We start from the raw sequence: 25,331 nt of genomic DNA on the forward strand, positions 1-25,331 counted from the left end.
TCGCGATCCTGCCCTGGCGCCGCGCCTCGAAGTCGCCCGGGGATCGACGGGCCGGACCCATCCGCCCCGTCGTCGGTAAAACGCGGTCCCGGGCCGGGCCCGGAACCGCGCGATCTGGTCTTAGCGGCGGATGCCGAGGCGCTCGATCAGGGACCGGTAGCGGGCCTCGTCCTTGCGCTTGACGTAGTCGAGCAGCGAGCGGCGCTGCGAGACCAGCTTCAGGAGGCCGCGGCGGGAATGGTTGTCCTTGCCGTGGGTCTTGAAGTGCTGGGTCAGGTTGGAGATCCGCTCGGTGAGGATCGCCACCTGGACCTCCGGCGAGCCGGTGTCCTTGCCGCCCTGCGCGTATTCCTTGATGAGCGCGGTCTTGCGCTCTGCCGTGATCGACATCGCCTGTGCCTTTCGGGATTGGATGTACGGGTGCCCGGCCCCGCAGGCGGGGGCGGCGCGTGCCCGGGGCGTCGGCCGCTGCCGGGATGTCGTCCAGCAGGGTCTGTCCCCAAGCGGTTCAGGCCCCGCCCGTCGCCGGGTCGAGGCCGCGCGGACCATACACGAAACCGCAGAGAGCGCCACCCCTCCCGTGTGCCCCGATTCGGCGCTGTCCGCCGGCGCCGGAATGGCGCAGGATCCGCCGCCGGAGAAGGCCGCCCGCGCGGGCGGGGGGAGCCGGATGACCGCCATCGCCCGTGACCTCTTGCCCGTGACCTCTTGCCCGTGACCACTTGCCCGTGACCACTTGCCCGTGACCACTTGCCCGTGACCACTTGCCCGTGACCACTTGCCCGTGACCACTTGCCCGTGACCACTTGCCCGTGACCACTTGCCCGCGCCTTCGTCCGTGACGCCATGCCGGTGAGCGCCCGCAAGCCGATCGACCGTATCCTGGCCGAGAATCGCGACGGCGCGGGCGGGCCGCCGCTCGCCCGCGATCTCTCGGCCCTCGGCCTCGTCTGCATCGGAGTCGGCGCCACGATCGGGGCCGGCATCTTCGTGCTCACGGGCACGGCGGCAGCGCGTTACGCGGGGCCGGGCCTGATGCTCTCCTTCGTGCTCGGCGGCATCGCCTGCGCCTTCGTCGGCCTGTGCTACGCCGAGCTGTCCGCGATGATCCCGGCGGCGGGCTCGACCTACACCTACGCCTACGCCGCGATCGGGCGGCTCGCGGCCTGGATCATCGGCTGGGACCTCGTGCTCGAATTCGCCATGGCGGCCGCCACCGTGGCGGCCGGCTGGTCGGGCTACGCGCAGAGCCTCCTGGCCGATCTCGGGCTGCGCCTGCCCCCGGCGCTCGCGGCCGCGCCGGGAGCGGGCGGGCTCGTCGACCTGCCGGCCGCCGCGATCGTGCTCGCCCTCACGGCTCTCCTGATGCGCGGCACCCGCGCGGCCGCCCGCGCCAACGCCGCCCTGGTAGGCCTCAAGGTGGCGATCATCCTGGGCTTCGTCCTGGTCGGCGCGGCGCATCTCGACCCCGCCCTGTGGTCACCCCTGGTGCCGCCGAACACGGGCAGCTTCGGGGCGTTCGGCTGGAGCGGGGTGCTGCGGGGCGCGGGAATCGTCTTCTTCGCCTTCATCGGCTTCGAGACCGTCTCGACGGCGGCGGGCGAGGCGCGGGCGCCCCAGCGCGACGCGCCGATCGGGCTGATCGGCTCGCTCCTCGTCAGCACGGCCCTCTACGTGGCGGTGGCCGCGGTCCTGACGGGCCTCGTGCCCTACCGCGACCTCGACGTGCCCGACCCGATCGCGCGGGCGATCGACGCGATCGGGCTCGGCGCCTTCGCGGCGGTGATCAAGATGGGCGCGCTCGTCGGCCTGACCACCTCGGCGCTGACCGCCCTCTACGGGCAGGCGCGCATCTTCTACGCCATGGCCCGCGACGGCCTCCTGCCGGGCGCCTTCGCGCGGGTGCACCCGACGCGCCGCGCGCCGGCGCTCAGCCAGGGCGTGATCGGGCTCCTGACCGCCGCGGTGGCGGCCTTCGTGCCGATCGACCTGCTCGGCGAGCTCGTCAGCATCGGGACCTTGTTCGCCTTCATCCTGGTCTGCGCGGCACTTCTCGTTCTGCGCCGGACCGAGCCCGCGCGCCCGCGCCCCTTCCGGGTGCCGGCGGCACCGGTCGTCGCGGGCCTCGGCATCCTGTCCTGCCTGGTCCTGATGGCGGGCCTGCCGGGCGACACCTGGATCCGCCTCGCGGCGTGGCTCGCCGTCGGGCTCGCGATCTACGCGGCCTACGGCCGGCGGGCAGGGGCGGACGGCACCGGCTCGGGCTGAACGATCGCGCCGCGTCCGCCTCTCCCGCAGGGGTCCGTGGATTCGCGCGGAGCGACGTCGGTTCAGGGGCCGGGGCCCGTCCCGACAAGGCGCGGATTCTCTCTGCCGGACTCGATCTCGCCCGCACCGGAGAGGTGGCGGGCAGGGGAATCCGCGCAGCGTCGCGCCGCATCTCATCGGTACGAGCCGCGGCCGTGCCGTCCGCCGCCGTAGCGGCGGCGCAGGAACTGGATGACCTTGGGCAGCAGGAAGGCGATCAGGATCTTGCGCATGGGATCTCCGGTTGCGGCGCGCGGGCGGGCGGCCCGCCTCGTCCCCGGAGAATGCCGCCGCGGCCCGCCGCGTTCCGCCGCCCTACAGCTCGAGCGCGAGCGTCACCGGCACGTGGTCGGAGGGGCGGTCCCAGCCGCGGGCGTGGCGGGAGACGGTGACGCTGCGGACGGTCCCGGCGAGATCCGGCGAGACCCAGGCATGATCGAGGCGACGGCCCTTGTCGGCCGCCGCCCAGTCGGGCGAGCGGTAGCTCCACCACGTGTAGATCTTCTCGGGCTCCGGCGTCAGCAGGCGCGCCGCGTCGATCCAGCCCGCCTCGCCCCGCAGCGTCTCCAGGCGCTCGGTCTCGATCGGGGTGTGGCTCACCACGTCGAGGAGCTGCCTGTGCGACCAGACGTCGTGCTCGAGCGGGGCCACGTTGAGGTCGCCGACGAGGATGGCGGGGCCCTTGACCCGCCGTCCGCCCCAGGCGCGCAGCTCGTCGAGGAAATCGATCTTGTGCGCGAATTTCGGGTTGAGCCCCCGGTCGGGGATGTCGCCGCCCGCGGGCACGTAGAAATCGTGCAGCACGATGCCGGCGGCCTGGGCCGCCTCGGGCCCCAGCACCGCCGAGATATGGCGCGCGTCGGGCCGCTCGCAGAAGCTCATCACGTCCCGCGTCAGAAGCGGGAAGCGCGACAGGATGGCGACGCCGTTGTAGCCCTTCTGGCCCGCGAACACGACGTGCTCGTAGCCCGAACCTTTGAGCGCCTTCAGCGGGAAGGCGTCGTCGGGGCACTTCGTCTCCTGCAGGCAGAGCACGTCGGGGCGCTCCTCCGCCAGGAAGCGCAGGACGAGGTCGATGCGCAGGCGCACCGAGTTGATGTTCCAGGTGGTGACGGTGAGGCGCACGGTCTGTTTCGGGTGAGAGGGCGTCAGCGGCTCTGTGTCTGCTGCATCTGCTGCTGCAGCGCCTTGTCCTCGGGGCGGCCGTAATTGATCACGAACTGCATGCCGTCGACGGCCTTGCCCTTCTGCAGGTTCGAGAGCTGCACGGTCGTCAAGTAGCCCTGCGGGTCGGTGATCCGCCACTGGCTCAGCGTCTTCATCTCGGCGTCGAAGAAGAGCTGGATCTTCGAGGTGCCGCCGAGCGTCGAGCGGTCCTCGAGCCCGATCCGGATGCCGCCGGGATCGTTCGTCACCTCGGTCACCGTGAGGTCGCGGGCGAGGTCGATCTTCTCGCGCAGGAGGAATTTCAGCGGCGTCTGCGCGATGAAGTAGAGATCCTGCGTCGCGAGCTTGCGGTCGCGCACCGCGACCGAGGTGCCGTCGGCCACGACCTGGAGCGGCGAGGGCTCGTCGTAGTCGAAGCGCAGGCGCCCGGGCTTGGCGAGCGTCAGCTTGCCGCCGATGCGGCGCCCGTCCGCGCCGATCTGCACGAAGTTCGCCGTGAGCGTCGTCATCCCGTTGAAGTAGCCGTTGGCCTGCGCGAGCAAGGTGGCCGGGTCGGCATCCTCGGCGAGCGCGGCGGCGGCGTTCGGGGCCCCGACGGCGGCGACCTTCGCCTCGGCCGGAGCGGCCTTGTGCGGGGCCGCCTTCAGGCTTCCGGTCTTCTCGCCTCCCCGATCCGCCGCCTTCTCGCCCGGCTTGTCACCGGTCCTGGCCTCCTTGCCGTCCCGGCCGGCCTCCTTGGCCTGCTTCGGCGCGGCCTTCCTCGGGGCCGGGGCGGGCGCCTTCGGGGCGGGGGCGGGCTCGGGTGCCGGCTCCTCCTTGCGGCCGAACAGGCTGTCGAGGAAGGACGAGACCTGGGCGGCCGCCGGATCGGGCCGAAGGACGCCCGCGAGCACGAGCAGCGACGCGGCAAGCAGGCTCTGGCGGCGGCCGATCATCGTGGGCGAACTCCGGGAGACGGGCAGGCGGGTGGCGGGCAGGCTTTGGCGCGGCGGCGTTGCGCTTAGAGCCCCGCCCTGTGGCGAATATGCGACGCCGGCCCGCGAAGGGCCGGCGCGGGCCTCAATCGTCGTCGTACATCATCGAGCCGGGCATCATGGAGGAGGGCCCGCCCTCGACCAGGATCTCGCGCTTTCCGGCGTGGTTGGCCGGGCCGACGATGCCGTCGATCTCCATCTTCTCCATGATCGAGGCGGCGCGGTTGTAGCCGATCTGCAGGCGGCGCTGGATGTAGCTGGTCGAGGCCTTCTTGTCCCGCAGCACCACCTGGATCGCCTGCTCGTAGAGGTCGCCCGCCTCGCCGCCGCTGGAGGCCACGAAGCTGCCGACGTCGAAGATCGGGGCGTCGGCCTCCTCCTCGGCCTCGGCTCGCTCGGCGCGCTCGGCCTTGTCGGCCTTCGAGCCGCGGGCCGGCTTCTCGCCCTCGGCCGAGCCGTCGTCGGCGGTGACGGCCTCGAGATAGGCGGGCCGGCCCTGGCGCTTGAGGTGGGCCACCACGCTCTCGACCTCGAGGTCCGAGCAGAACGGCCCGTGCACGCGCGTGGTGCGCCCGCCGCCGGCCATGAACAGCATGTCGCCCTGGCCGAGAAGCTGCTCGGCGCCCATCTCGCCCAGGATCGTGCGCGAGTCGATCTTGCTGGTCACCTGGAAGGAGATCCGGGTCGGGAAGTTCGCCTTGATGGTGCCGGTGATCACGTCGACGCTGGGCCGCTGGGTCGCCATGATCAGGTGGATGCCGGCCGCCCGCGCCATCTGGGCCAGCCGCTGGATCGCCCCCTCGATCTCCTTGCCCGCCACCATCATCAGGTCGGCCATCTCGTCGACCACGATCACGATGTAGGGCAGGGCCGACAGGTCCATCTCCTCCTGCTCGTACACCGCCTCGCCCGTCTCGCGGTTGAAGCCCGCCGGCACGGTCCGCAGGATCACCTCGCCCTTCGCCCGGGCCTCGGCCATGCGGGCGTTGTAGCCGTCGATGTTGCGCACGCCGATCTTGGACATCTTCTTGTAGCGCTCCTCCATCTCGCGCACGGCCCATTTGAGGGCGATCACCGCCTTCTTCGGGTCGATGACGACGGGGGAGAGGAGGTGGGGGATGCCGTCGTAGACGGAGAGCTCCAGCATCTTGGGATCGACCATGATCAGCCGGCACTCCTCGGGCTTCAGCCGGTAGAGGAGCGAGAGGATCATGGTGTTGATCGCCACCGACTTGCCCGAGCCGGTGGTGCCGGCCACCAGCAGGTGCGGCATCCGCGCGAGGTCCGCGATGATCGGCTCGCCGCCGATGTTCTTACCGAGGCACAGCGCGAGCTTGTGCCGGCTCCCGGCGAAGTCCGGCGAGGCGAGCAGCTCGCGCAGGTAGACCGTCTCGCGGGTCTCATTCGGCAGCTCGATGCCGATGACGTTGCGGCCGGGCACGACCGCGACGCGGGCCGAGACCGCCGACATCGAGCGGGCGATGTCGTCCGACAGGCCGATGACGCGGCTCGACTTGGTGCCGGGGGCGGGTTCGAGCTCGTAGAGGGTGACGACGGGGCCAGGCCGCACCGCCAGGATGTCGCCGCGGACCCCGAAATCCTGCACCGTCTGCTGGAGGTTCAGCGCGTTCTGCTCCAGCACGTCGGCGTCGACCTCCTCGCTGCCGCCGGCCTCCGGCAGGGCCAGGAGTTCGAGGGAGGGGTGCTCGTAATCGGCGTTCTCGACCACCGAGACGGCGAGGTGCCGCCCGGCCGGAATCAGGGTGGCGCGCGGCTCCGGCATCACGGCGCGCGGGGCGACGACGGGCAGCGCCGGAGCGGGGAGGGGGGTTTGCGCGGGCGCCGTCTCGATCATCGCGGGCTCGGACGCCGCGGCGTCGGTCGCGGCCTCCTCGAGGTCGGGCGCCGCCATGGGAGCGGGGAGGGGGGTTTCGACCGTTGCGGCCTTGCTGCGCAGCAGGACCGGGCGCGGCGGGATCGGCAGGGCGATCGGCGCTGGCCGGCTCGCGGTGGGCGTCGCCTCCGGCAGCGCCGCCGGCATGCCCGGCGGCCGGGCGGCGCGGATCGCCGCGCGGGCGGCCATCGCGGAGACCGGCAGCGGTCGCTGGCCCGGGCGCGGCGCCTCGGCGGCCGGGACGGGCGAGGGCTCCGCGTCCCTGGCCGCGAAATCCGCGCCGGGGCCGAAGACGAGGGAGAGGGCAGGGCGCGCGGCGGGTGCCGTTGCGGCCTCGGCCGCACGCTCGGCACCGTTGTCCTGCGCGTCGGCCGGGCGGGGCAGGCGGGTGCCGTCGAAGCGCACGAGGCGCTCCAGCACGTAGACGGGGTTCGGCGGGAGCGCCCGCAGGAGCGAGATGTCGAGCGGCACCGAGACGAAGCGGTCGGCCGGCAGGTCCTGCGACGGCTCGGCCGGCATCTCCGTGCGGGCGCCGGCCGCGGCAGCGTCCCCTGCGCCGGCCTCGGCCTGGACCGCCGCCCAGGCCTCCGCCGACGACCAATCCCCGAGCGACGGGAAGGTCTGACCCTCGTACCAGGGCTGCACGGCCGACCAGTCCGACACCTCGGACCAGTCGCGCTCGGCGACGGGCTCCGGCTCGGCACGGGTGGCCTCGATCGCCGCCGCGGCGGGCTTGGCCGGACGCCGGTCGGGCGTGCGGAAGAACCGCACGCCGGGCGGCGGCACGAAGGGCTGGCGCCAGAGCGGCACCGGCGGCTCGGCGCTGGCGGCCTCGGCGGCCTCCAGGGCCGCGCGCTCGCTGGCGGCCCGCTCGGCCTCGATCGCCCGGAGCGCGGCCTGCGCCTCGGCCTGGGCCTGGGCGAGTGCGGCGCGCTCGGCGTCGAGCGCGCGCTGGCGCCGCTCCTGCAGCACGGTGTCGGGCGTGCGGGTGTAGCGCACGGCGGGCTCCGGCCGCTCGGCCGGCCCCGTCGCCGGCAGCGATGCGCCCGGCAGCGGTGGCAGGGCGGAGGCGAGGTCGGGCGGCGCGGTCTCGGGGGTGATCGCGGCCGGCCGGCGCGGCGAGCGGATCAGCACGCCAGGGCTCGACGCCGCCATGTCGATGCGGCTCTCGGGACGGGGCGCGAGCATCTCGGGGCTCGCCCGGTCGTCGAAGATCTCGGCCGGCCAGCCCTGGGTCGCGAGAGCCCGATGCGCGATGCCGGGTCCCGGGCGGTCGTCCCGGCCGGCGCCCTGCGGCGGGTCGCCCGGATCCGGGGCGCCGATCTCGCCCCGGCCCACCAGGGCGTTCGGCGCGGTGAGCCAGCTCGGCGCCGGGCGGGTGCCCGCGATGGCGTAGCTCGGGCGCGGCGGCGCGCCGGCGAGCCGGCGGCTCAGGCTCGCCCGCAGGGACATCAGCCGGTTGGCGAGGGCGCCGATGGACAGGCCCGAGCGGTCGCCGCCCCGGCCGGGGCGAGAGGGGTCACGATGGGAATACGGAGGCCGTCCCGATGCGCGCATGGGTTCTCAAGATGACTCGACGGATGGGCACGCCCCAGGCGGGGCGGTTCCGAGCCAGTTAGGCCGATCGTCGTTAACGGATGCTTGAAACGGCCCCTGCGGCGGGGCCCTCGCCCGCGACCGCACGGGCCCGGACCGGGATCGGGCGTGCCCTGCGCGCGCGCCTCTGGAGCAGGGCCGCCCCCCGCACTAGGCTTGTGCGAGGTCCACTCCGGCACGAACGGCATCGCCTTGGCTCCCTCCTCCGCCCGAACGGATTTCCGCTCCCTCTATCGGCACGGCTTCGCGCGCGTCGCCGCCTGCACGGGCCGCAGCCACCCGGCCGAGCCCGGCCGCAACGCCGAGGAGACCCTGAGCCTCGCGCGCGAGTGCCACGCCCACGGCGCCGTGCTGGCCGTGTTCCCGGAGCTGAACCTCTCGGCCTACGCGATCGAGGACCTGTTCCTGCAGGACACGCTGCTCGACGCCGTCGAGGCGGCGGTCGGGGACGTGACGGACGCCTCCGCCGGCCTCAGGCCCCTCCTCGTCGTCGGCGCGCCCCTGCGCTGGCGCAACCGGATCTACAATTGCGCGCTCGCGATCCAGGGCGGGCGCCTGCTCGGCGCGGTGCCGAAGAGCTACCTGCCGAACTATCGGGAATTCTACGAGAAGCGGCACTTCGCCCCCGGCGCCGGCATCGCGGGCGAGACGATCCGGGTGGCGGGCCTGGAGGTGCCCTTCGGCACCGACCTGCTGTTCGAGGCGGCCGACATCGAGGGTCTCACGGTCGGCGTCGAGGTCTGCGAGGACCTCTGGGTGCCGGAGGGGCCCGGCATGCGCGCGGCGCTCGCGGGGGCGAGCGTGCTCGTCAATCCCTCGGGCAGCCCGATCACGGTGGGGCGGGCGGAATCGCGCGCGCTGCTCACCCGCGCGGCCTCCATGCGGGGCCTGTGCGCCTACGTCTACGCGGCGGCGGGCCTGGGCGAATCCACCACCGACCTGTCCTGGGACGGGCAGACCAGCATCGACGAGCTCGGCGTCCGCCTCGCGGAAGGGCAGCGCTTCGCCGCCGGCCCCGTGGCGACGCTCGCCGACATCGACCTCGACCTGATCCGCCAGGACCGGCTGCAATCCGGCACGTTCGACGACAACGCCCGCGACGACAGCGCCTGCACCCGCGCGGGCGGCTTCCGGCGCATCCCATTCCGGTCCGAGCCGGCCTCCGACGATCTCGGCCTGCTGCGCCGGGTCGAGCGCTTCCCCTTCGTGCCGGCCGACCCGGCCCGGCTCGCGCAGGATTGCTACGAAGCCTACAACATCCAGGTGGCCGGCCTCGCCAAGCGGCTCGAGAGCACCGGCACCGCCCGGGTCGTGATCGGCGTGTCGGGCGGCCTCGACTCGACGCACGCCCTGATCGTGGTGGCCAAGGCCCTCGACCGGCTCGGCCTGCCCCGGGCCAACATCCTGGCCTACACGCTGCCGGGCTTCGCCACCTCGGAGGCCACCAAGGCCAATGCCCACGCGCTGATGCGGGCGCTCGGCTGCACCGCCGCCGAGATCGACATCCGCCCCGCCGCCAAGCAGATGCTCGCCGACATGGGCCACCCGTTCGGGCGGGGCGAGGCGGTCTACGACGTCACCTTCGAGAACGTGCAGGCGGGCCTGCGCACCGACTACCTGTTCCGACTCGCCAACCAGAACGGCGCCCTCGTGATCGGCACCGGCGACCTCTCGGAGCTGGCGCTCGGCTGGTGCACCTACGGGGTCGGCGACCAGATGAGCCATTACGGCGTCAATGCGGGGGTGCCCAAGACCCTGATCCAGCACCTGATCCGCTGGGTGATCGGCACGGGGCAGCTCGATGCCGAGGCCGGCCGCACCCTCCAGGCCATCCTCGACACCGAGATCTCGCCCGAGCTGGTGCCGGCGGAGGCCGATGCCGGCCCCCAGAGCACGGAGGCCAAGATCGGCCCCTACGCGCTCCAGGACTTCAACCTGTTCTACACGCTGCGCTACGGGTTCAAGCCCTCGAAGATCGCCTTCCTGGCGCTGCATGCCTGGAGCGCGGCCGAGCGCGGCGCCTGGCCGCCGGACTTCCCCGAGGCGAAGCGGCAGGCCTACGACCTGCCCCAGATCCGGCACTGGCTCGGCGTGTTCCTCGCGCGCTTCTTCGGCTTCAGCCAGTTCAAGCGCTCGGCCCTGCCGAACGGCCCGAAGGTCTCGGCCGGGGGCGCCCTCTCGCCCCGCGGCGACTGGCGGGCCCCCTCGGATGCGAGCGCCCGGATCTGGCTCGCGGAGCTCGAGCGCAACGTTCCCGAAACCTGAGCGACACAAACGCGACGGAATGTGCGACTATGCCGTGGCCTCGGGCATGACCGCGCCGGCCGGCTTCCGGCTCGCGCGGGGTTTCTTGCCGTGACAGGACCGAGCGGGCTCGGGCCCGGCCGTGCGCCCCACCAGGCGCCCAGGCCCGGGCGCCTGGCCCTGCGCAGCCAAGCGGAGGTGCACCGATGCGAAGCTACAACCTGTTTCGCCTGAAGAGCGTGGACGGGCTCTGCTGCGCGGTGCCGGAATCCTGCGCCGTCCCCGCCTTCCTCGGCGGCGGGCGCTGGACCTTCGGCGGCAAGCTCGACGCGAGCACCGACGCGCCCATCGACTTCGACGATCGCGCCGCCGACACCGCGATCCGCTTCAACGGCTTCTACCTGTTCCAGACCGTGGACCGCCGCTTCACCTGCGCCTGACGAGGCGCCGGTGCGGGATTGCGGCGAACATTCCTTAAGGGCTGCATGCGACCTTGGCGTCGATTACGGAGCTTGACGGCCGGATGTCGGAACTTCGCAAAGAGGCGCGCCAGAGGGTCTTCCTCAAGGGCCGCATCATCTTCAACAACGGCGCGTCGAGCATGGACTGCCTCGTGCGCGACTTCTCGCCCTCGGGCGCGCGCCTCGCGCTGAGCGAGACCGCGACCCTGCCCGAGATCTTCGACCTCTTCGTCCCCCAGAAGGACCGAACCTACCGCGCGATGCTGCGCTGGCGGCGCAGCGACGGGGTCGGCATCACCTTCGTGGACGAGGCCGGGCGGCGCGAGACCGTACGGGCCCCGGCACCGCCCGCCGCCGAGCCCGGCCCGCCCCTCGACGCCTCGGTCGCGCTGCTGCTGCGCCGGATCAGCGAGCTCGAGACGGAGAACGCTGCCCTGCGCCGGCTCCTGTCCGGCATGGCCAAGCCCGGTCTGCAAGAGTCCGACCTGCAAGGGTCCGGTCCACACGAGTCCGGCCTGCCCGATCCCGGCACCACCGCGACCGCCGCCTGATCAGGCGGCGAGCGCCGCGCGGATGCGCTCCGCGTGGCCCGCGAGCAGGGCCGGGTCGGCCATCCCGCCCTCGTGGCGCTTCAGCGGCACGCCCTCGCGGCGGGGCACGATGTGGACATGCAGGTGGAACACTGTCTGCCCGCCTGCCGGCTCGTTGTACTGGAACACCGTCAGCCCGTCCGCCGCGAAGGCCGCCTTCACGGCCCGCGCCACCCGCTGCACCGTCGCGGTCAGGGCGGCAAGCGAGGCCGGATCGGCGTCGAGGAGCCCGCGCGCCGGCGCCTTGGGGATCACCAGGGTGTGGCCCTCGCCTTGCGGCATCACGTCCATGAAGGCCAGCGTGTGCTCGTCCTCGTAGACCCTGTGGGCGGGAATCTCGCCGCGCAGGATCCTGGCGAAGATGTTGTCGGGGTCGTAGGCGGTCGCTGTCGTCATGGCATCCTTCGGCTGCCGGCTCTCTGATCGGGCCGCACGATGCACCCCGGCGCCGCCCGCGTCCACGGCCCGGCGGCGGAAACCCTCCCCGAACCCGGAGCCGGCGCGGGCGTTGAGCCCTCGCGGCGAACGGCGAGGCTTGGGATCGCGGTTCGGGAACGAGTTCGGGATCGCGACCCGGGCTCCGCCCAGCCGCCCGCAGCGACGGCCGAAGGGACGGCTGAGGAGAGAGCTGACATGGCGCATGAGAGCACGGGCGCGATCTACACCGCGGCGGGCGCCAATCTCGCCATCGCGGCGGCGAAGTTCGCGGGCGCCGTCCTGACCGGGAGCTCCGCGATGCTCGCCGAGGGCACTCACTCGCTGGTCGACACCGCCAACCAGATCCTGCTCCTCGTCGGCCTCAAGCGGGCGAAGAAGCCCGCGGATGCCCGCCACCCCTTCGGCTACGGCCGCGAGGTCTACTTCTACGCCTTCATCGTGGCGCTGTTCATCTTCCTCGGCGGCGGTGCCTTCGCGATCTACGAAGGGTTCCACAAGATCCGGCACCCGGAGCCCGTCTCGGACGCGGTCGTCCTGGGCTTCCACCTCTCGGGCTTCTGGGTGAACGTGGCGATCCTGGGCTTCGCAGTCGCGGCCGAGGGCTATTCCTGCGCCGTCGCCATCCGGTCCTTCTGGGCCGAGAAGGGCGAGCGGCCGCCGGTCACCGCGATCCGCCGCAGCAAGGACCCTGCCCTGTTCACGGTGCTGGTCGAGGACGTTGCGGCGCTCCTCGGCCTGGTGATCGCGCTCGCAGGCGTGGTGCTGGCCGAGACCCTCGACATGCCGGTCCTCGACGGCTGGTCCTCGATCGGGATCGGTCTCGTCCTGATCGGCATGGCGATCTTCCTGATGATCGAGACGCACGGGCTGCTGATCGGCGAGGCCGCCGACCCCGAGATCGTGGCGGCGATCCGGGATGTCGCCCGCACCGAGCCCGGTGTCCGCCACGTCAACGAGGTGCTGACCCAGCATCTCGGCCCCGACGACATCCTGGTGAACGTCAGCCTCGACATGGCCGACCACCTCAGCGCCGGCGAGGTCGAGCGCATGGTCGAGCGCCTCGACCGGACGCTGAAGGCGCGCCACCGCAAGGTGCGGCGGGTCTTCGTCGAGATCCAGGCAAGGGCCGCCGCCGAGAGCCAGATCCGGGCCGTGCAGGGCGGCGCGCGGGCCTGACGCCAGCGGAGCAAGGCGCCTCGTCGGTCGCGAGCGGCCGCGCGATCCCCGATCCGGACCCGGCGGGCCGCTGCGTCAGATCCCCTCGCCGAATACCCCGTCGCGCTCGGCGAGCGCCGCCGTGATGGCCGCCTCGAGGGCGGCGGGCTTCGTCTGCGGCGGGTAGCGGTCGATGACGCGGCCGTCGCGGCCGACCAGGAACTTCGTGAAGTTCCACTTGATCGCCTGCGTGCCGAGGATGCCCGGCCGCTCGCCCTTGAGATGGACGAAGAGCGGCTCGGCCCCGGCGCCGTTCACCTCGACCTTGGCGAGCACCGGGAAGCCGACCTCGTAGGTGAGGCGGCAGAATCGCGCGATCTCGGCGGCGTCGCCCGGCTCCTGCGCGCCGAACTGGTTGCAGGGAAAGGCCAGCACCACGAGGCCCTCCCCGCGATGCCGGCGCCAGAGTGCCTCGAGCCCCTCGTATTGCGGGGTGAAGCCGCATCTCGAGGCCGTGTTGACGATGAGCACGACCTTGCCCCTGTACTGTTCCAGGGGATGCGGCGTGCCGTCGGAGGATTCGGGCGTGAAGTCGTAGATCGTCGTCATGGCGCGATCATGCCGTGCCGGTGGCTCCGGGTCGCGCGGAAAAAGCGGGATCCCGGAGCCGTCCTCAGGCCGCCGTGCGCCGCTCGACGAGGCGCGCGAGATAGGCGCTGCCGAGCGGAATCAGGCTGTCGTCGAAATTGTAGGCGGCGTTGTGCAGGCCCGGCCCCGGCGTGCCGCCGATCCAGGCATAGGCGCCCGGCACCGCCATCACCATGTCGGCGAAATCCTCGCTGCCCATGCGGGGCGTGCAGTCGGCATCGACGTTCTCCGCCCCGAACAGCTCGGTCGCGACCTCGGCCGCGGCCGCCGCCTGCTCGGCGTGGTTCTCGAGCACCGAGAACACGTCGCGGATTTCGACGTCGATCTCGGCGCGATAGGCCGCCGCGAACCCCTTGGCCAGCTCGCGGATGCGCAGGCCGGCGAGTTCCCGGATGTCGCCGTCGAAGGTCCGGATGGTCCCGGCGAGCTGCGCCGATTCCGGCACGACGTTGTAGGCGGCGCCCGCGTGGATCTGCGTGATCGAGACGACGCAGGATTTCAACGGGTCGGCGTTGCGCGAGACGACCGACTGTATGGCCTGCGCGAGCGCGGTCGCCACCAGGATCGGGTCGATGCCCCGGTGCGGCTCGGCCGCGTGCGCCCCGCGGCCCTGGACGCGGATATCGAAGAAGTCCGCGGCCGCCATGATGGGGCCGGGCCGCGTCTTGAGGCGCCCGTGCGGCCCGTGCGGCGAGTTGTGCAGCCCGTAGATCTCGTCGACGGGAAAGCGCTCGAACAGCCCGTCGCGGATCATCGCGCGCGCCCCCCCGAGGCCCTCCTCGGCGGGCTGGAACACGAAGATCGCGGTGCCGTCGAAGTTTCGGGTCTCGGCGAGGTAGCGGGCGGCCCCGACCAGCATCGTGGTGTGCCCGTCATGCCCACAGGCATGCATCTTGCCTGGCACCGTCGAGCGGTAGGGCAGGTTCGTCGCCTCCTCGATCGGCAGCGCGTCGAGCTCGGCCCTGAGGCCGATGCGCCGCCCGTTGTCGGAGCGGCCCTTCAGCACGCCGACGAGGCCGGTGCCGCCGAGCCCCCGGTGCACCTCGATGCCGTAGCCCTGCAGCAGGTCGGCGACAATCCCCGAGGTCCGCACCTCCTCGAAGCCGATCTCGGGATGGGCGTGGATGTCGTGGCGCAAGGCCGTCAGTTCGCCAGCGTAGGTCCTGATGCGGTCGAGCAGGCTCATGGTCACGCCTCCCTCTCACTGCGGCTGCAATCGCGCCTGAAGGGCGTCAGGCTGCCGAGCATCTCGGCCGCTTCCTCGACATGGGCGCGCTCGCGCTTCAGGTAGTCGGCCACCGCCCGGCGGAAGGCCGGGTCGGCAATGTCGTGGGCCGAGTGCATCGTCACCGGCCGGTAGCCGCGGGCGAGCTTGTGCTCACCCTGCGCGCCAGCCTCGACCCGCTTCAGGCCCCGGGCCAGCGCGAAGTCGATGGCCTGATAGTAGCAGACCTCGAAATGCAGGAAGGGATGGTCCTCGATGCAGCCCCAGTTGCGCCCGTAGAGGGCCGCGTCGCCGATCAGGTTGAGGGCGCCCGCGATCGGACGGCCCGCACGGCTCGCGAGGATCAGCAGGACCCGGTCGGCCATGCGCTCGGACAGGAGCGAGAAGAAGCGCCGGTTGAGATAGGGCCGGCCCCACTTGCGCGAGCCCGTATCCGTGTAGAAGCGGTAGAAGGCGTCCCAGTGCGCCTCGGTGAGGTCCGCGCCGGTCACGTGCTCGATCGCGATGCCGTCCGCCAGCGCCTCGCGGCGCTCGCGCCGGATCGCCTTGCGCTTGCGCGAGGCGAGCGCGCCCAGGAAATCCTCGAAAGTCGCGTAGCCGTCGTTCTCCCAGTGGAACTGCTGGTCGGTGCGCTGCAGGAAGCCGAGCGCCCCGGCCCGCGCCCAGTCCCGCTCGGGCATGAAGGTGACGTGGATCGAGGAGGCCTGCGTCTCGTCCCTGAGCGCGCGCAGCCCCGCGACGATGCCGGCGACCGCATCGTCCGGGTCCTCGCCGGGCGCGATCAGGAAGCGCGGGCCGGTAACGGGCGTGAAGGGCACGCTGACCTGCAGCTTCGGGTAATAGGCGCCGCCGGCGCGCTCATAGGCGTCGGCCCAGCCCTGGTCGAACACGTACTCGCCCTGGCTGTGGCTCTTGAGGTAGCAGGGCGCGACGCCGATCAGGCGCTCGCCGCGCTCGACCGCGACGTGGAGCGGCAGCCAGCCGGTCCTGCGGGACACGCAGCCGGACTCCTCCAGCGCCGACAGGAAGGCGTGCGAGACGAAGGGGTTGAAGGTCTCGTCGCCGGCCGCGAGCGTCTCCGGCGAGGTGGCGCAGGCGTCCCACTCGGCCGCGCCGATGGCGGACAGGGCCTGGACGGCACGAACCTGAAGCTCCGCGACAGGCTTCCGCGCCGGCTGGCAGGATGTCTCCATGGTCACGAAACTAGCCGACGGATGGAGCGGAGCAAGCTTCCGGCATGCGTGCTGCTGTCGCGGGTCCGATGATGGTCCGACCGGAGCGACGGCAAGGCCGGATCGATTCCGACACTTGGCGCGAGGCTCGACCGAGAGCTGAGCCTGAGGAGCGCCAATATTCCGGGAGGCGCTCGAAAATGCAACGAAACCGTAGCGTTTCCTTGATTCTCGTGATACGGCAGAAATCTGCGCCGCCGCGATGACGGATCGGATCCTGGTCCGTCGCAATCCGCCGGCGTCGGAGCGATGTTCGGCGCGCCGGAGGCGGCGTCCGGCTTACGAGAGGAGGACGCCGTGGCGCTGCCCGGAACCCAGAGCGACGTGTTTTTCACGACCGACCTGTCGGCGACGAATCCGACGGACGTCCAGATCTATGGCAAATACACGACCTTGCCCGGCAGCGGCGACGGCGGCACGCTGCTGATCCTCGTGCACGGCGCGACCTACGATCACCGCTACTGGGACATGCCGAATGTCGGCAGCCAGTACTCCTTGCCCGATTCCGCGCAGAGCGCCGGCTACGCCACGCTGGCCATCGATCGTCTGGGCAACGGACGGAGTTCCAAGCCTGCCGCGACCGACGTCACCCTGGACAACCAAGCCGACGAGCTCCACGAGATCATCGGCCAAGTCAAAGCCGGCGCCCTCGGCAAGACCTTCGACAAGATCGTCGTTGTCGGACACTCGTACGGTTCGGCCGTCTCCATCACCGAGGCCGGGAAATACAACGACGCCGACGGGCTCCTCGCAACCGGATTTCCGATCAACTCCCCCCTCATCCCGCTGGACTTCAGCACTATTCAGCTGGGTTCGGATGATCCGAACCTGTCGCCGGGGCAGCAGCAGCCCGGCTACGTGACGCTCAAGGCGGGATTCCGGTCGGACTTCTACGACACGACCGATGCCGATCCGCGCGTGATCGCCCAGGACGACGCGATCCGGCAGACGGCTACGATCGGAGAGCGGCAGCCCGCCCCCGAAATCGCAAAATTGATAACGGTGCCCGTGCTGACGATCATCGGCGCGAACGACAGCCGCTTCGTCGTCGGGGGCGACGGGGAGCCGCTCGCCCGGGCGGAAAGCGACGGATATACTTCCGCCTCGTCCCATCAGACCATCATCGTACCGATGTCTGGACACAATCTTCAACTCCAGATCTCGAACGACTACTATGAGAAGGAGTTGTTCGACTGGATCAGCCGCATCACCACCGATCCGAACGGCGGACGGCTCGTGAGGGCCGGTAACGGCGACGACATCCAGGCGGGCGACGATAAGGCGAACGTCCTCGTCGATGGCGGCGGCAACGATATCCTGCTGGGCAAGGGCGGCGACGACCTCTTCGAGGTCGCCTCGGGCAGGAACAGGATCGACGGCGGAACCGGTGTCGACACGGCGAAGTTCAACGTGGCCTTCAAGGATGCGAGCTTCGCCTTCACGCCGAAGAGCGTCACCGTGTCGACCGCCGCCGGGACGACCACGCTGACCGGAGTCGAGCATTTCACCTTCAGCGACCGGAGCTTCGGCGCGCCCGACGACACGCCGCTGGTCGACGAGCTGTTCTACTTCGGCAGCAACGGCGACGTCTTCGCCGCGGGCGTGGACGCGGCGACGCATTACGCGACCTTCGGCTGGAAGGAGGGCCGCGACCCGAACGCGCTCTTCTCCACCAACGGCTATCTCGCCGCGAACAAGGGCACCATCGGCAGCAACGTCGATCCGCTGAAGCACTACGACGCGAGCGGCTGGAAGGAGGGGCGCGACCCCTCGGCGAACTTCGACAACGAGCGCTATCTCGCCGCCAACCCGGACGTCAAAGCGTCGGGCCAGGACCCGCTCAAACACTATCTCGAATATGGTGAGGCCGAGGGGCGCCAGACCTACGCCGCCGTCGGCCGGCCGGGCGATCTCCAGTCGGCCAAGGGCTTCGACGCAGAGTACTACCTGCTGGCGAATCCCGACGTGGCCAAGGCGGCGCTCGCGGCGCCGGGCGGTAGCTTCGCCTTCGCGCAGCAGCACTTCGACACCTTCGGCTGGCACGAGGGCCGCAACCCCAACGCGGTCTTCGACACCAAGGGCTATCTCGCCGCCTATGGCGACGTCGCGCAGGCGAACATCAACCCGCTTGTGCATTACGAGACCTTCGGGTGGAAGGAAGGCCGCGATCCGTCGGCGAGCTTCGACGGCAAGGCGTATCTCGCCACCTATGGCGACGTGAAGGCGGCGGGCATCGACCCGATGCTGCATTACCTGCAGTTCGGCGGCGTCGAGGGACGCAGCGCCTTCGCGGACGGCCATTTCGGCTGATCGCCGCGAACGAAGGCGATAGGGAGGTTCGCAATGCCTCGAAGCGGACCTCCTGCATCGCGCCGCGTGATCCGCCCTGTCACGACGGCCCGGGCCGGCAACCCTGGAAGAACTGCTTGAACGCCGCGTCGTAGCGTTCCCGGCAGGCCTCGTCGAAGCGGCCGTCGGTCAGCCCGAGCATCGCCGACCACTGCATCGCGTGCACGCAGGCGTGAAAGAACGCATCCGCCGCGATCCGCGTGTCGGGCACCGCGATCTCGCCCCGGTCGACGGCCGCGACGACGGCGCGCTCGAGAATGTCGAGCAGCTTCCTCAATCCGAGATCGTAGCTGAGGCGGGCGAGTTCCGGAAAGCGTCCGCTCTCGGCGGCGATCAGCCTGACGAACGCGACGTTCCTGGGCAAGAGGTTAAGCTCGACGAACTTCAGCCCGACGGCGTGCAGCCAAGCCTCGAACGGATTGCCGCCGATCGCCGGCAAGCCGGCTTCCAGATCGCCCATGTTCTTGCCGAACTCGCGCCGGATCACGGCCTCGAACAGCGCCGCCTTGCTCGGGAAACGATGGTAGAAAGTCCGCTTCGAGACGCCGGCTTCGGACGCCACGGTCTCGATGCTCGTCGCCCCGTACCCCTGAGCGAGGAACAATTCGAACGCCGCATCGAGCACCTTGGCGGTCAGCGTCTCGACCTCGTCCCGTCGAGGCCGGCCACCGAGCGATCTCCGCTTGCGCGGCGGTGCGGCAGGTTGCGCCGCGTCTCTCGCGCGACCCGTCATCGCGTTCGATCGATCCGGCCACCCTGCAGGACAGCCCGGCGCGAATGGCCGCCGGGCGGGCTGCGAAGCGGGTGGCCGCCGCCGCAGCGCGTCACGGCCTGAACCCCTCGAACACCATCTGGTCCGCGTTCGCGCGCGCGTTGCGGCGCTGGGCCTCGGTGCGCACCGTCCAGGCCATCACCGGGCGCCCCCCGAGGAGGCGGGCGAGGTAGGTCGGCGCGCAGGGCAGGTCGTCGACGCGCCAGGACAGGAAGTCGGGCCGCGTCTCGTCGAAATGCAGCAGGTCCGAGAGCGCGCGGCGCGCGCTCTCCGACATCGGGGCGTAGGCCGGGTCGTCCTGGGTGGTCTCGGCGACGATGCCGCGGGGGATGTCCGGCGCCAGTTCCCGCAGGGCCGCGACGATGCCGGGGTCGAAGGATTTCAGCGCCACCGGCCCGTCGTAGCCCTTGACCGTCCCGACGACGCGCCGTGTCAGGGTCAGGTCGCCCGAATAGTGCGACTTGATCTCGACGACGAGCGGCACCCGGCCGGCGATCTCGGCGAGGAGGGCCGACAGTGTCGGGATGCGCTCGGGCGTGCCCGCGACCGTCAGCGTCCCGAGTTCCGAGGCGAGGCGGGAGGCGATGGGCTGGCTGGCCTCGGTGAGGCGGCCGAGCGCCTCGTCGTGGAACACCATGGCCTCGCCGTCCGCGCTCGGCTGCACGTCGCACTCGATCGCGTAGCCGGCCGCGACCGCGGCGCGGGCCGCCGCCAGCGTGTTCTCCGGGATCCCGGCCGCCCGGTCGTGCAGGCCGCGATGCGCGATCGGCCGGGCGGTGAGCCAGGCGGGCGCGTTCGGCGCCACTCAGCGCACCTCGAACATCGCCTCCACCTCGACCGCCGCGTCGAGGGGAAGCTCGGCGACGCCCACTGTCGAGCGGGCGTGGCGCCCGCGATCGCCCAGGATCTCGACCATCAGGTCGGAGGCGCCGTTCATGATGCCGGCGAGCCCCGCGAAGCTCGGCACCGCGTTGATGAAGCCGCCGAGGCGCACGCATTGCACGACGGCGTGGTCGAGGTCGCCCACCGCCGCGTCGAGCTGCGCCAGCACGTTGAGGGCGCAGAGGCGCGCCGCCGCGACGCCCGCCTCGGGCGAGACCTCGGCCCCGAGCTTGCCGATATGGGCCGGGTCGAGCTTGCCGTCCGGGCCGAAGCAGATCTGGCCCGAGATGACGACGAGGTGGCCCGTGCGCGCGAAGGGCACGTAATTCGCCACCGGCGCCGCCGCCCTCGGCAGGCTGAGGCCCAGGCGCTGCAGGCGTTCCTTGACCGTGCTCATGCGTTGCTCCCCGATTCTCGTCCGGTATCCCGTGCCGTGCGGGTTGTCTGCACAGGCGCGCGGATCCGCGCAAGGGCGCCGCGCGGGGCCGGGCGGGCCGACCCGGGATTCAGCTCACGAAACGGGCCCGGGACAGGTCCATGTCACGCGCCTGTACCGGACCTGTGATTGACAGACGGGGTCCGTTTCATAGTAATCGCGCGCGTGCCGCCCGCTTGACGAGGCGGCACTTTCATTTGGAGCGGGCGCGCCCGCGAGGCCAGACACGGAGACGACATCGTGACCTCCGCCCTTCTGCCGACCTATGCCCGGGCCCCGATCGCCTTCGAGCGCGGCGAGGGGGCGTGGCTCGTCGCGCGCGGGGGCGAGCGCTATCTCGATTTCGGCGCCGGCATCGCCGTGAACGCGCTGGGCCACGCACACCCGCACCTCGTCGCGGCGCTCACCGAGCAGGCCGGCAAGCTCTGGCACACCTCGAACCTGTTCGAGATCCCGGAAGGGGAGCGGCTGGGGCGGCGCCTCGTCGACGCCACCTTCGCGGACGTCGCCTTCTTCGCCAATTCCGGCGCGGAGGCGAACGAGGCCGCCCTCAAGATGGCGCGCAAGTACCACGCCGCCGGCGGCCATCCGGAGCGCTTCCGCATCGTCACCTTCGAGGGCGCCTTCCACGGGCGGACGCTGGCGACCATCGCGGCCGGGGGCCAGCAGAAATACATCGAGGGCTTCGGCCCCAAGGTCGAGGGCTTCGACCAGGTGCCGGCCGGCGACTTCGCGGCGCTCGAGGCCGCGATCGGGCCGGAGACCGCCGCCCTGATGATCGAGCCGATCCAGGGGGAGGGCGGCGTTCGGGTGATTCCGCACGCGGACCTGCGCCGCCTGCGCGCGCTCTGCGACGCGCACGGCCTCCTGCTGATCATGGACGAGGTGCAGACCGGCGTCGGGCGCACCGGCCGGCTGTTCGCGCACGAATGGTCGGGCGTGAGCCCGGACATCATGAGCGCGGCCAAGGGCATCGGCGGCGGCTTCCCGCTCGGCGTCTGCCTCGCGACAAGCGAGGCCGCGCGCGGCATGACGGCGGGTACCCACGGCACCACCTTCGGTGGGAACCCGCTCGCGATGGCGGTGGGCAACGCCGTCCTCGACGTTGTGCTGGCCGACGGCTTCCTGGAGCATGTCGGCCGCGTCGGCCTCGCGCTCAAGCAGAAGCTCGCGGGCCTGCGCGACCGCCACCCGGGAATCGTCCAGGAGATCCGCGGCGAGGGCCTGATGCTCGGCCTCAAGCTCGGCATCCTCAACACGGACTTCGCGGTCGCCGCGCGGGCCGAGCACCTGCTCGTGATCCCGGCCGGCGACAACGTGGTCCGGCTCCTGCCTCCGCTGATCATCACGGAGTCGGACGTGGCCGCCGCCGTCGAGCGCCTGGAGGCGGCGGCCGTGGCCCTGGAGCCGAGCCTGCGCGGCGCGGCCGAGTGAGCGCCGCCCTGGACACCTGTTTCAAAGATCGATCGTGATGCAAGCCCAGACCAACGGGACCGTGCAGGTCCCCGGCCCGAGCGGCCCCCGCCACTTCCTCGACCTGAAGGACTTCTCCGGCGACGAGCTGCGCGCCATGCTCGACGCGGCCGCGTCCATCAAGGGCCGCCGCCGCAAGGGCGAGCCGCCTGCGGAGCGCCCGCTCGCCGGCAAGACGCTCGCGATGGTGTTCGACCGGCCCTCCACCCGCACCCGCGTCTCCTTCGACGTGGCCATGCGCGAGCTCGGCGGCGAGACCCTGATGCTGACGGGCAGCGAGATGCAGCTCGGCCGCGGCGAGACCGTCGGCGACACCGCCCGCGTGCTCTCGCGCTTCGTCGACGCGATCATGATCCGCATCCTCGACCACGGGCTGATGCTGGAGCTCGCCGACTTCGCCACCGTGCCGGTGATCAACGCGCTCACCAAGGTCTCGCATCCCTGCCAGATCATGGCGGACGTCCTCACCTTCGAGGAGCATCGCGGCCCGATCCGGGGGCGCACGGTGGCGTGGTCGGGGGATGCCAACAACGTGCTCGCGAGCTGGGTGCACGCCGCGGCGCGCCTCGACTTCACCCTCAACGTCGCGGCGCCGCCCGAGCTCGCGGCCCCGCCGGCGCTGCTCGCCTGGGCGAAAGACCAGGGCGCGCGGATCAACGTCACCACCGATCCCTTCGAGGCGGTGGACGGGGCGGAGGCGGTCGTGACCGATTGCTGGGTGTCGATGGGCGACGACGACGACCACCACCGCCACAACCTGCTCGGCCCCTACCAGGTCAACGCCAAGCTGATGGCGGCCGCCGCCAAGGACGCGATCTTCATGCACTGCCTGCCGGCCCACCGCGACGAGGAGGTCACGGCCGAGGTGATCGACGGGCCGCAATCCGTGGTCTTCGACGAGGCCGAGAACCGGCTCCACGCCCAGAAGGGCATCCTGGCCTGGTGCCTCCGCGCGAACGGGCTCTGAGGGGCGGGGCCCCTCGCGAAGGCGGCGGGGCCACCCCATATCGGGACCGAGCGCACGCCGCTCCTCCCCATCAGGCGACGACCTGCACGCCGCGCGCAGCCGGACCGGCCGCGGGCGGCGCGACGCACCCCCTCTCCCGTCCGGGAGAGGGCCGGGGTGAGGGGTCCAGGTCTTTCCGGACAGGTCGCACCCCTCACTCGGTCCGCTTCCGCGGACCCGACCTCTCCCGCACGGGCGAGGTGGCCCGCGTCCTCGCCGCACGCGTCGAGGAGAGGTCGGCGGACCGGAACAGCATATCAGCGGAGAGGCCATGACCGCCGGAACCGAGACGTCCACCACACCCGCCGACGGCCGCGAGGGCCTCGACGACGCCGTCCTGCCCTTCGCGGTCGAGGCCCTCGACGTGCGCGGGCGCGTCGTGCGGCTCGGCCCCGCCGTCGACACCATCCTGCGCCGGCACGGCTACCCCGACCCGGTGGCGCGCCTCCTCGGCGAGGCCGCGGCGCTCACCGTGCTGCTCGGCTCCTCCCTCAAGTTCGAGGGCCGCTTCCAGCTCCAGACCAAGACGGACGGCCCGGTCGAGATGATCGTGGTCGATTTCGAGGCGCCGGACCGCGTCCGCGCCACGGCCCGCTTCGATGCCGGGCGCGTCGCGGCGCTGGGCTCGGGCCCGCTCAGGACCGCGGACCTCGTCGGCCAGGGCCACCTCGCCATGACGATCGACCAGGGCTCGGCGGCGAGCCGCTACCAGGGCGTCGTCGCGCTCGAGGGCCAGAGCTTCGAGGAGGCCGCCCACCAGTATTTCCGCCAGTCCGAGCAGATCCCGACCCAGGTGCGCCTCGCGGTGGCCGAAGCCTTCGAGGACGGCGCGGCCCGCTACCGGGCGGGCGGGCTCCTCGTGCAGTTCCTGCCCCAGTCGATCGACCGGGCGCGGCTCGCCGACCTGCCGCCCGGCGACATCCCGGAAGGCCACGCCCATCTCGAGGCCGGCGGCGCGCCCGAGGACGATGCCTGGGTGGAGGCGCGCTCGCTCGTCGGCACGGTCCAGGACCACGAGCTCGTCGACCCCGCCGTCTCCGCCGAGCGCCTGCTCTACCGCCTGTTCCACGAGCGCGGCGTGCGGGTGTTCGAGGCGCAGGGCGTGTCCGAGCAGTGCCGCTGCTCGCCCGAGCGCGTGATGGGCATGATCCGCTCCTTCTCGGCGGAGGACCGCCGCGACATGGTGGCGGATGACGGGCGCATCGGCATCACCTGCGAGTTCTGCTCCCGCCGCTACGAGCTCGACCCGGCCCAGGTCGAGGCCGAGATCGCGGCCAAGCATTGACGCCGTGCCGGGCGTCCAAGGCCCGGCTCGACGGCGGAACGGCCAAGCTCAAGCGCTGATGTCGCCAGTAGAACCGTCAACCTTCGATTGAACCCTTTCGAGACCTTCGGCGTTTCGAGAGCCACGAACGGTATCGGAGGGTACGACATGAAGAAGCTAGCGATTGGATTGGCAGCACTGCTGTTCAGCACGTCCGTCTACGCGCAGAACGCCGGCGGCGGGATGGACAGGGGCGCGGGCGGCAATGCCGGCGGCGCGCGGGCCGGCATGGGTGCCGGCGACAAGGCCGGTGCCCGCAACGCGGAGACGGGCGACCGGAGCGCGCAGCGCGATTCGGGTGACCGGGGCGGCATGCAGGCCCGCAGCGGCGGCCGCGAGGGTGCGGATCGCCAGGGTGCCGAGCGGGCCGACCGCCAGGGCGCCGAGCGCGGCGACCGCAGCACGGACCGGGCCGATCGCCGCGGCGACCGCGACGCGGACCGCTCGGTGCGGGCCGAGCGCAGCGACATCCGCGGGAGCCGGCGCGACCGCGTCAGCGAGAATCGCCGCGTTGACCGCACCGACGTCCGCTCTGAGCGCGTCGAGGGTGGCTACCGGCGCGAGGGCCGGTTCGTGTTCATCGGCGGGCGCCGGGTCGTCTACGGCTCGCCCGAGTATCGCCGCCTCGTCACTGTCGAGCATCGCCGCGGCGGGCCGCGCCGCTACGTGACGATTCGCGGCCAGCGGGTGATCTACGGCTCGCCGGAATACCGCCGCCTCGTCAGCGTGCGCGAGGAGCGGCCGGGCCACACCCGCTACGTCACCATCCGGGGCCAGCGCGTCATCTACGGCTCGCCCGAGTACCGCCGCCTCACGGTGACGTCGAACGAGCGCCGCGGCGGCACGGTCAACGCGAACTTCAGCGAGCGCAGCCGCAGCACCGTCGAGCACCGCGGTCGCTCCGAGGAGCGCAGCGCCGAGCGCGGCCGGGACCGCGACGAGCGCGGCTTCCGAAACGAGGCGAACCGCGGCGGGCGGAACGAGATGCGCGACCAGGGCAACCGCGCCGGCAACGCGATGCAGCAGGGTGAGCGCAGCGGCGGCCAGTCGGGCATCCGCAACGCCTCCGAGCGCGGCGGCGCCGAGCAGGCCGGGCGCGGCGGCACGGGCCGGAGCGGCCAGGGCGGCGAGCGCGGCACGGCCGGCGCGCGCTGAACC

General features: G+C 71.9%; 21 protein-coding genes. 10 read left to right on the top strand and 11 right to left on the bottom strand.

The genetic code is table 11. The annotated features are described in order from the left end of the window. Window positions 1-120: 120 nt before the first annotated feature. Window positions 121-390: a 30S ribosomal protein S15 gene (gene rpsO / locus WDW90_RS07715; RefSeq protein WP_336486769.1), complete on the bottom strand. Its 270-nt coding sequence runs from the start codon at window positions 388-390 to the stop codon at window positions 121-123. Window positions 391-846: 456 nt separating this feature from the next. Between rpsO and WDW90_RS07720 the strand changes: the two genes are divergently transcribed. Continuing rightward, window positions 847-2,268: an amino acid permease gene (locus WDW90_RS07720; protein ID WP_336486771.1), complete on the top strand. Its 1,422-nt coding sequence runs from the start codon at window positions 847-849 to the stop codon at window positions 2,266-2,268. Between the two features lie 354 nt (window positions 2,269-2,622). On the opposite strand, the gene WDW90_RS07725 is transcribed toward WDW90_RS07720, so the two are convergent. The 3 genes from WDW90_RS07725 to WDW90_RS07735 all read right to left on the bottom strand — a co-directional run bounded on the left by WDW90_RS07725 (window position 2,623) and on the right by WDW90_RS07735 (window position 7,794). After that, complete coding sequence (locus tag WDW90_RS07725) at window positions 2,623-3,432, bottom strand: exodeoxyribonuclease III (protein WP_336486772.1); 810 nt, start codon at window positions 3,430-3,432, stop codon at window positions 2,623-2,625. Window positions 3,433-3,455: 23 nt separating this feature from the next. After that, complete coding sequence (locus tag WDW90_RS07730) at window positions 3,456-4,409, bottom strand: outer-membrane lipoprotein carrier protein LolA (protein ID WP_336486773.1); 954 nt, start codon at window positions 4,407-4,409, stop codon at window positions 3,456-3,458. A 124-nt stretch (window positions 4,410-4,533) separates the two neighbouring features. Further along, complete coding sequence (locus WDW90_RS07735) at window positions 4,534-7,794, bottom strand: DNA translocase FtsK (protein ID WP_336486844.1); 3,261 nt, start codon at window positions 7,792-7,794, stop codon at window positions 4,534-4,536. 336 nt (window positions 7,795-8,130) lie between these two features. Here WDW90_RS07735 and WDW90_RS07740 point away from each other — a divergent pair, with 336 nt between their 5' ends. The 3 genes from WDW90_RS07740 to WDW90_RS07750 all read left to right on the top strand — a co-directional run bounded on the left by WDW90_RS07740 (window position 8,131) and on the right by WDW90_RS07750 (window position 11,194). Then, the gene (locus tag WDW90_RS07740; protein WP_336486845.1) at window positions 8,131-10,203 is read left to right on the top strand and encodes an NAD(+) synthase; all 2,073 of its coding nucleotides are present in this window, start codon (window positions 8,131-8,133) and stop codon (window positions 10,201-10,203) included. A 185-nt stretch (window positions 10,204-10,388) separates the two neighbouring features. Further along, on the top strand, window positions 10,389-10,622 hold the full coding sequence (locus WDW90_RS07745) for a hypothetical protein (RefSeq protein ID WP_336486774.1): 234 nt from the start codon (window positions 10,389-10,391) through the stop codon (window positions 10,620-10,622). Between the two features lie 83 nt (window positions 10,623-10,705). Next, window positions 10,706-11,194 (top strand): PilZ domain-containing protein, encoded by a 489-nt coding sequence (locus WDW90_RS07750; RefSeq protein ID WP_336486775.1) that lies wholly within the window; start codon window positions 10,706-10,708, stop codon window positions 11,192-11,194. Here WDW90_RS07750 and WDW90_RS07755 read toward each other — a convergent pair whose 3' ends face one another. Continuing rightward, window positions 11,195-11,629, bottom strand: coding sequence for an HIT family protein (locus WDW90_RS07755; RefSeq protein ID WP_336486777.1), 435 nt, complete (start codon window positions 11,627-11,629; stop codon window positions 11,195-11,197). 237 nt (window positions 11,630-11,866) lie between these two features. On the opposite strand from WDW90_RS07755, the gene WDW90_RS07760 reads away from it, so the two are divergent. Then, entirely contained in the window at window positions 11,867-12,847 is a 981-nt protein-coding gene (locus tag WDW90_RS07760; RefSeq protein WP_336486778.1) for a cation diffusion facilitator family transporter, read from the top strand. Window positions 12,848-12,922: 75 nt separating this feature from the next. On the opposite strand, the gene WDW90_RS07765 is transcribed toward WDW90_RS07760, so the two are convergent. The 3 genes from WDW90_RS07765 to WDW90_RS07775 form a co-directional block, all read right to left on the bottom strand. Continuing rightward, a complete protein-coding gene (locus WDW90_RS07765) occupies window positions 12,923-13,435 on the bottom strand; it encodes a glutathione peroxidase (protein ID WP_336486779.1) in 513 nt (170 codons plus the stop codon). Between the two features lie 64 nt (window positions 13,436-13,499). Beyond that, a complete protein-coding gene (locus WDW90_RS07770; RefSeq protein WP_336486781.1) occupies window positions 13,500-14,660 on the bottom strand; it encodes a M20 aminoacylase family protein in 1,161 nt (386 codons plus the stop codon). Between the two features lie 2 nt (window positions 14,661-14,662). Continuing rightward, window positions 14,663-15,892, bottom strand: coding sequence for a GNAT family N-acetyltransferase (locus WDW90_RS07775; protein ID WP_336486846.1), 1,230 nt, complete (start codon window positions 15,890-15,892; stop codon window positions 14,663-14,665). Between the two features lie 336 nt (window positions 15,893-16,228). On the opposite strand from WDW90_RS07775, the gene WDW90_RS07780 reads away from it, so the two are divergent. Then, window positions 16,229-18,241 carry an alpha/beta fold hydrolase gene (locus WDW90_RS07780; protein ID WP_336486782.1) on the top strand — a complete coding sequence of 671 codons (2,013 nt, stop codon included), beginning with the start codon at window positions 16,229-16,231 and terminating at the stop codon, window positions 18,239-18,241. 79 nt (window positions 18,242-18,320) lie between these two features. Here the strand turns inward: WDW90_RS07780 and WDW90_RS07785 are convergent, their stop codons facing one another. The 3 genes from WDW90_RS07785 to WDW90_RS07795 form a co-directional block, all read right to left on the bottom strand. After that, complete coding sequence (locus WDW90_RS07785; RefSeq protein WP_336486783.1) at window positions 18,321-19,013, bottom strand: TetR/AcrR family transcriptional regulator; 693 nt, start codon at window positions 19,011-19,013, stop codon at window positions 18,321-18,323. A 91-nt stretch (window positions 19,014-19,104) separates the two neighbouring features. After that, window positions 19,105-19,857 carry a glycerophosphodiester phosphodiesterase family protein gene (locus tag WDW90_RS07790; RefSeq protein WP_336486785.1) on the bottom strand — a complete coding sequence of 251 codons (753 nt, stop codon included), beginning with the start codon at window positions 19,855-19,857 and terminating at the stop codon, window positions 19,105-19,107. Then, window positions 19,858-20,331 (bottom strand): RidA family protein, encoded by a 474-nt coding sequence (locus WDW90_RS07795; RefSeq protein WP_336486787.1) that lies wholly within the window; start codon window positions 20,329-20,331, stop codon window positions 19,858-19,860. It abuts the gene before it with no gap. 279 nt (window positions 20,332-20,610) lie between these two features. On the opposite strand from WDW90_RS07795, the gene WDW90_RS07800 reads away from it, so the two are divergent. The 4 genes from WDW90_RS07800 to WDW90_RS07815 all read left to right on the top strand — a co-directional run bounded on the left by WDW90_RS07800 (window position 20,611) and on the right by WDW90_RS07815 (window position 25,328). Then, window positions 20,611-21,804 carry an aspartate aminotransferase family protein gene (locus tag WDW90_RS07800; RefSeq protein ID WP_336486788.1) on the top strand — a complete coding sequence of 398 codons (1,194 nt, stop codon included), beginning with the start codon at window positions 20,611-20,613 and terminating at the stop codon, window positions 21,802-21,804. A gap of 37 nt (window positions 21,805-21,841) precedes the next feature. Continuing rightward, window positions 21,842-22,810, top strand: a complete 969-nt coding sequence (argF, locus tag WDW90_RS07805) for an ornithine carbamoyltransferase (protein ID WP_336486789.1) — start codon at window positions 21,842-21,844, stop codon at window positions 22,808-22,810. A 310-nt stretch (window positions 22,811-23,120) separates the two neighbouring features. Then, window positions 23,121-24,134: an Hsp33 family molecular chaperone gene (locus WDW90_RS07810; protein WP_336486790.1), complete on the top strand. Its 1,014-nt coding sequence runs from the start codon at window positions 23,121-23,123 to the stop codon at window positions 24,132-24,134. 147 nt (window positions 24,135-24,281) lie between these two features. Further along, the gene (locus tag WDW90_RS07815; RefSeq protein ID WP_336486791.1) at window positions 24,282-25,328 is read left to right on the top strand and encodes a hypothetical protein; all 1,047 of its coding nucleotides are present in this window, start codon (window positions 24,282-24,284) and stop codon (window positions 25,326-25,328) included. The last annotated feature ends 3 nt before the right edge of the window (window positions 25,329-25,331 follow it).

The organism is Methylobacterium nigriterrae (genome assembly GCF_037106235.1).
GTDB classification, from domain to species: domain Bacteria; phylum Pseudomonadota; class Alphaproteobacteria; order Rhizobiales; family Beijerinckiaceae; genus Methylobacterium; species Methylobacterium nigriterrae.

What these genes read in the sequence shown, in the direction of transcription:
- rpsO (WP_336486769.1), bottom strand. Translation starts at nt 390, where the DNA reads ATGTCGATCACGGCAGAGCGCAAGACCGCGCTCATCAAGGAATACGCG.
- WDW90_RS07720 (WP_336486771.1), top strand. Translation starts at nt 847, where the DNA reads ATGCCGGTGAGCGCCCGCAAGCCGATCGACCGTATCCTGGCCGAGAAT.
- WDW90_RS07730 (WP_336486773.1), bottom strand. Translation starts at nt 4,409, where the DNA reads ATGATCGGCCGCCGCCAGAGCCTGCTTGCCGCGTCGCTGCTCGTGCTC.
- WDW90_RS07735 (WP_336486844.1), bottom strand. Translation starts at nt 7,794, where the DNA reads ATGTCCCTGCGGGCGAGCCTGAGCCGCCGGCTCGCCGGCGCGCCGCCG.
- WDW90_RS07745 (WP_336486774.1), top strand. Translation starts at nt 10,389, where the DNA reads ATGCGAAGCTACAACCTGTTTCGCCTGAAGAGCGTGGACGGGCTCTGC.
- WDW90_RS07750 (WP_336486775.1), top strand. Translation starts at nt 10,706, where the DNA reads ATGTCGGAACTTCGCAAAGAGGCGCGCCAGAGGGTCTTCCTCAAGGGC.
- WDW90_RS07755 (WP_336486777.1), bottom strand. Translation starts at nt 11,629, where the DNA reads ATGACGACAGCGACCGCCTACGACCCCGACAACATCTTCGCCAGGATC.
- WDW90_RS07760 (WP_336486778.1), top strand. Translation starts at nt 11,867, where the DNA reads ATGGCGCATGAGAGCACGGGCGCGATCTACACCGCGGCGGGCGCCAAT.
- WDW90_RS07765 (WP_336486779.1), bottom strand. Translation starts at nt 13,435, where the DNA reads ATGACGACGATCTACGACTTCACGCCCGAATCCTCCGACGGCACGCCG.
- WDW90_RS07770 (WP_336486781.1), bottom strand. Translation starts at nt 14,660, where the DNA reads ATGAGCCTGCTCGACCGCATCAGGACCTACGCTGGCGAACTGACGGCC.
- WDW90_RS07775 (WP_336486846.1), bottom strand. Translation starts at nt 15,892, where the DNA reads ATGGAGACATCCTGCCAGCCGGCGCGGAAGCCTGTCGCGGAGCTTCAG.
- WDW90_RS07785 (WP_336486783.1), bottom strand. Translation starts at nt 19,013, where the DNA reads ATGACGGGTCGCGCGAGAGACGCGGCGCAACCTGCCGCACCGCCGCGC.
- WDW90_RS07795 (WP_336486787.1), bottom strand. Translation starts at nt 20,331, where the DNA reads ATGAGCACGGTCAAGGAACGCCTGCAGCGCCTGGGCCTCAGCCTGCCG.
- argF (WP_336486789.1), top strand. Translation starts at nt 21,842, where the DNA reads ATGCAAGCCCAGACCAACGGGACCGTGCAGGTCCCCGGCCCGAGCGGC.
- WDW90_RS07810 (WP_336486790.1), top strand. Translation starts at nt 23,121, where the DNA reads ATGACCGCCGGAACCGAGACGTCCACCACACCCGCCGACGGCCGCGAG.
- WDW90_RS07815 (WP_336486791.1), top strand. Translation starts at nt 24,282, where the DNA reads ATGAAGAAGCTAGCGATTGGATTGGCAGCACTGCTGTTCAGCACGTCC.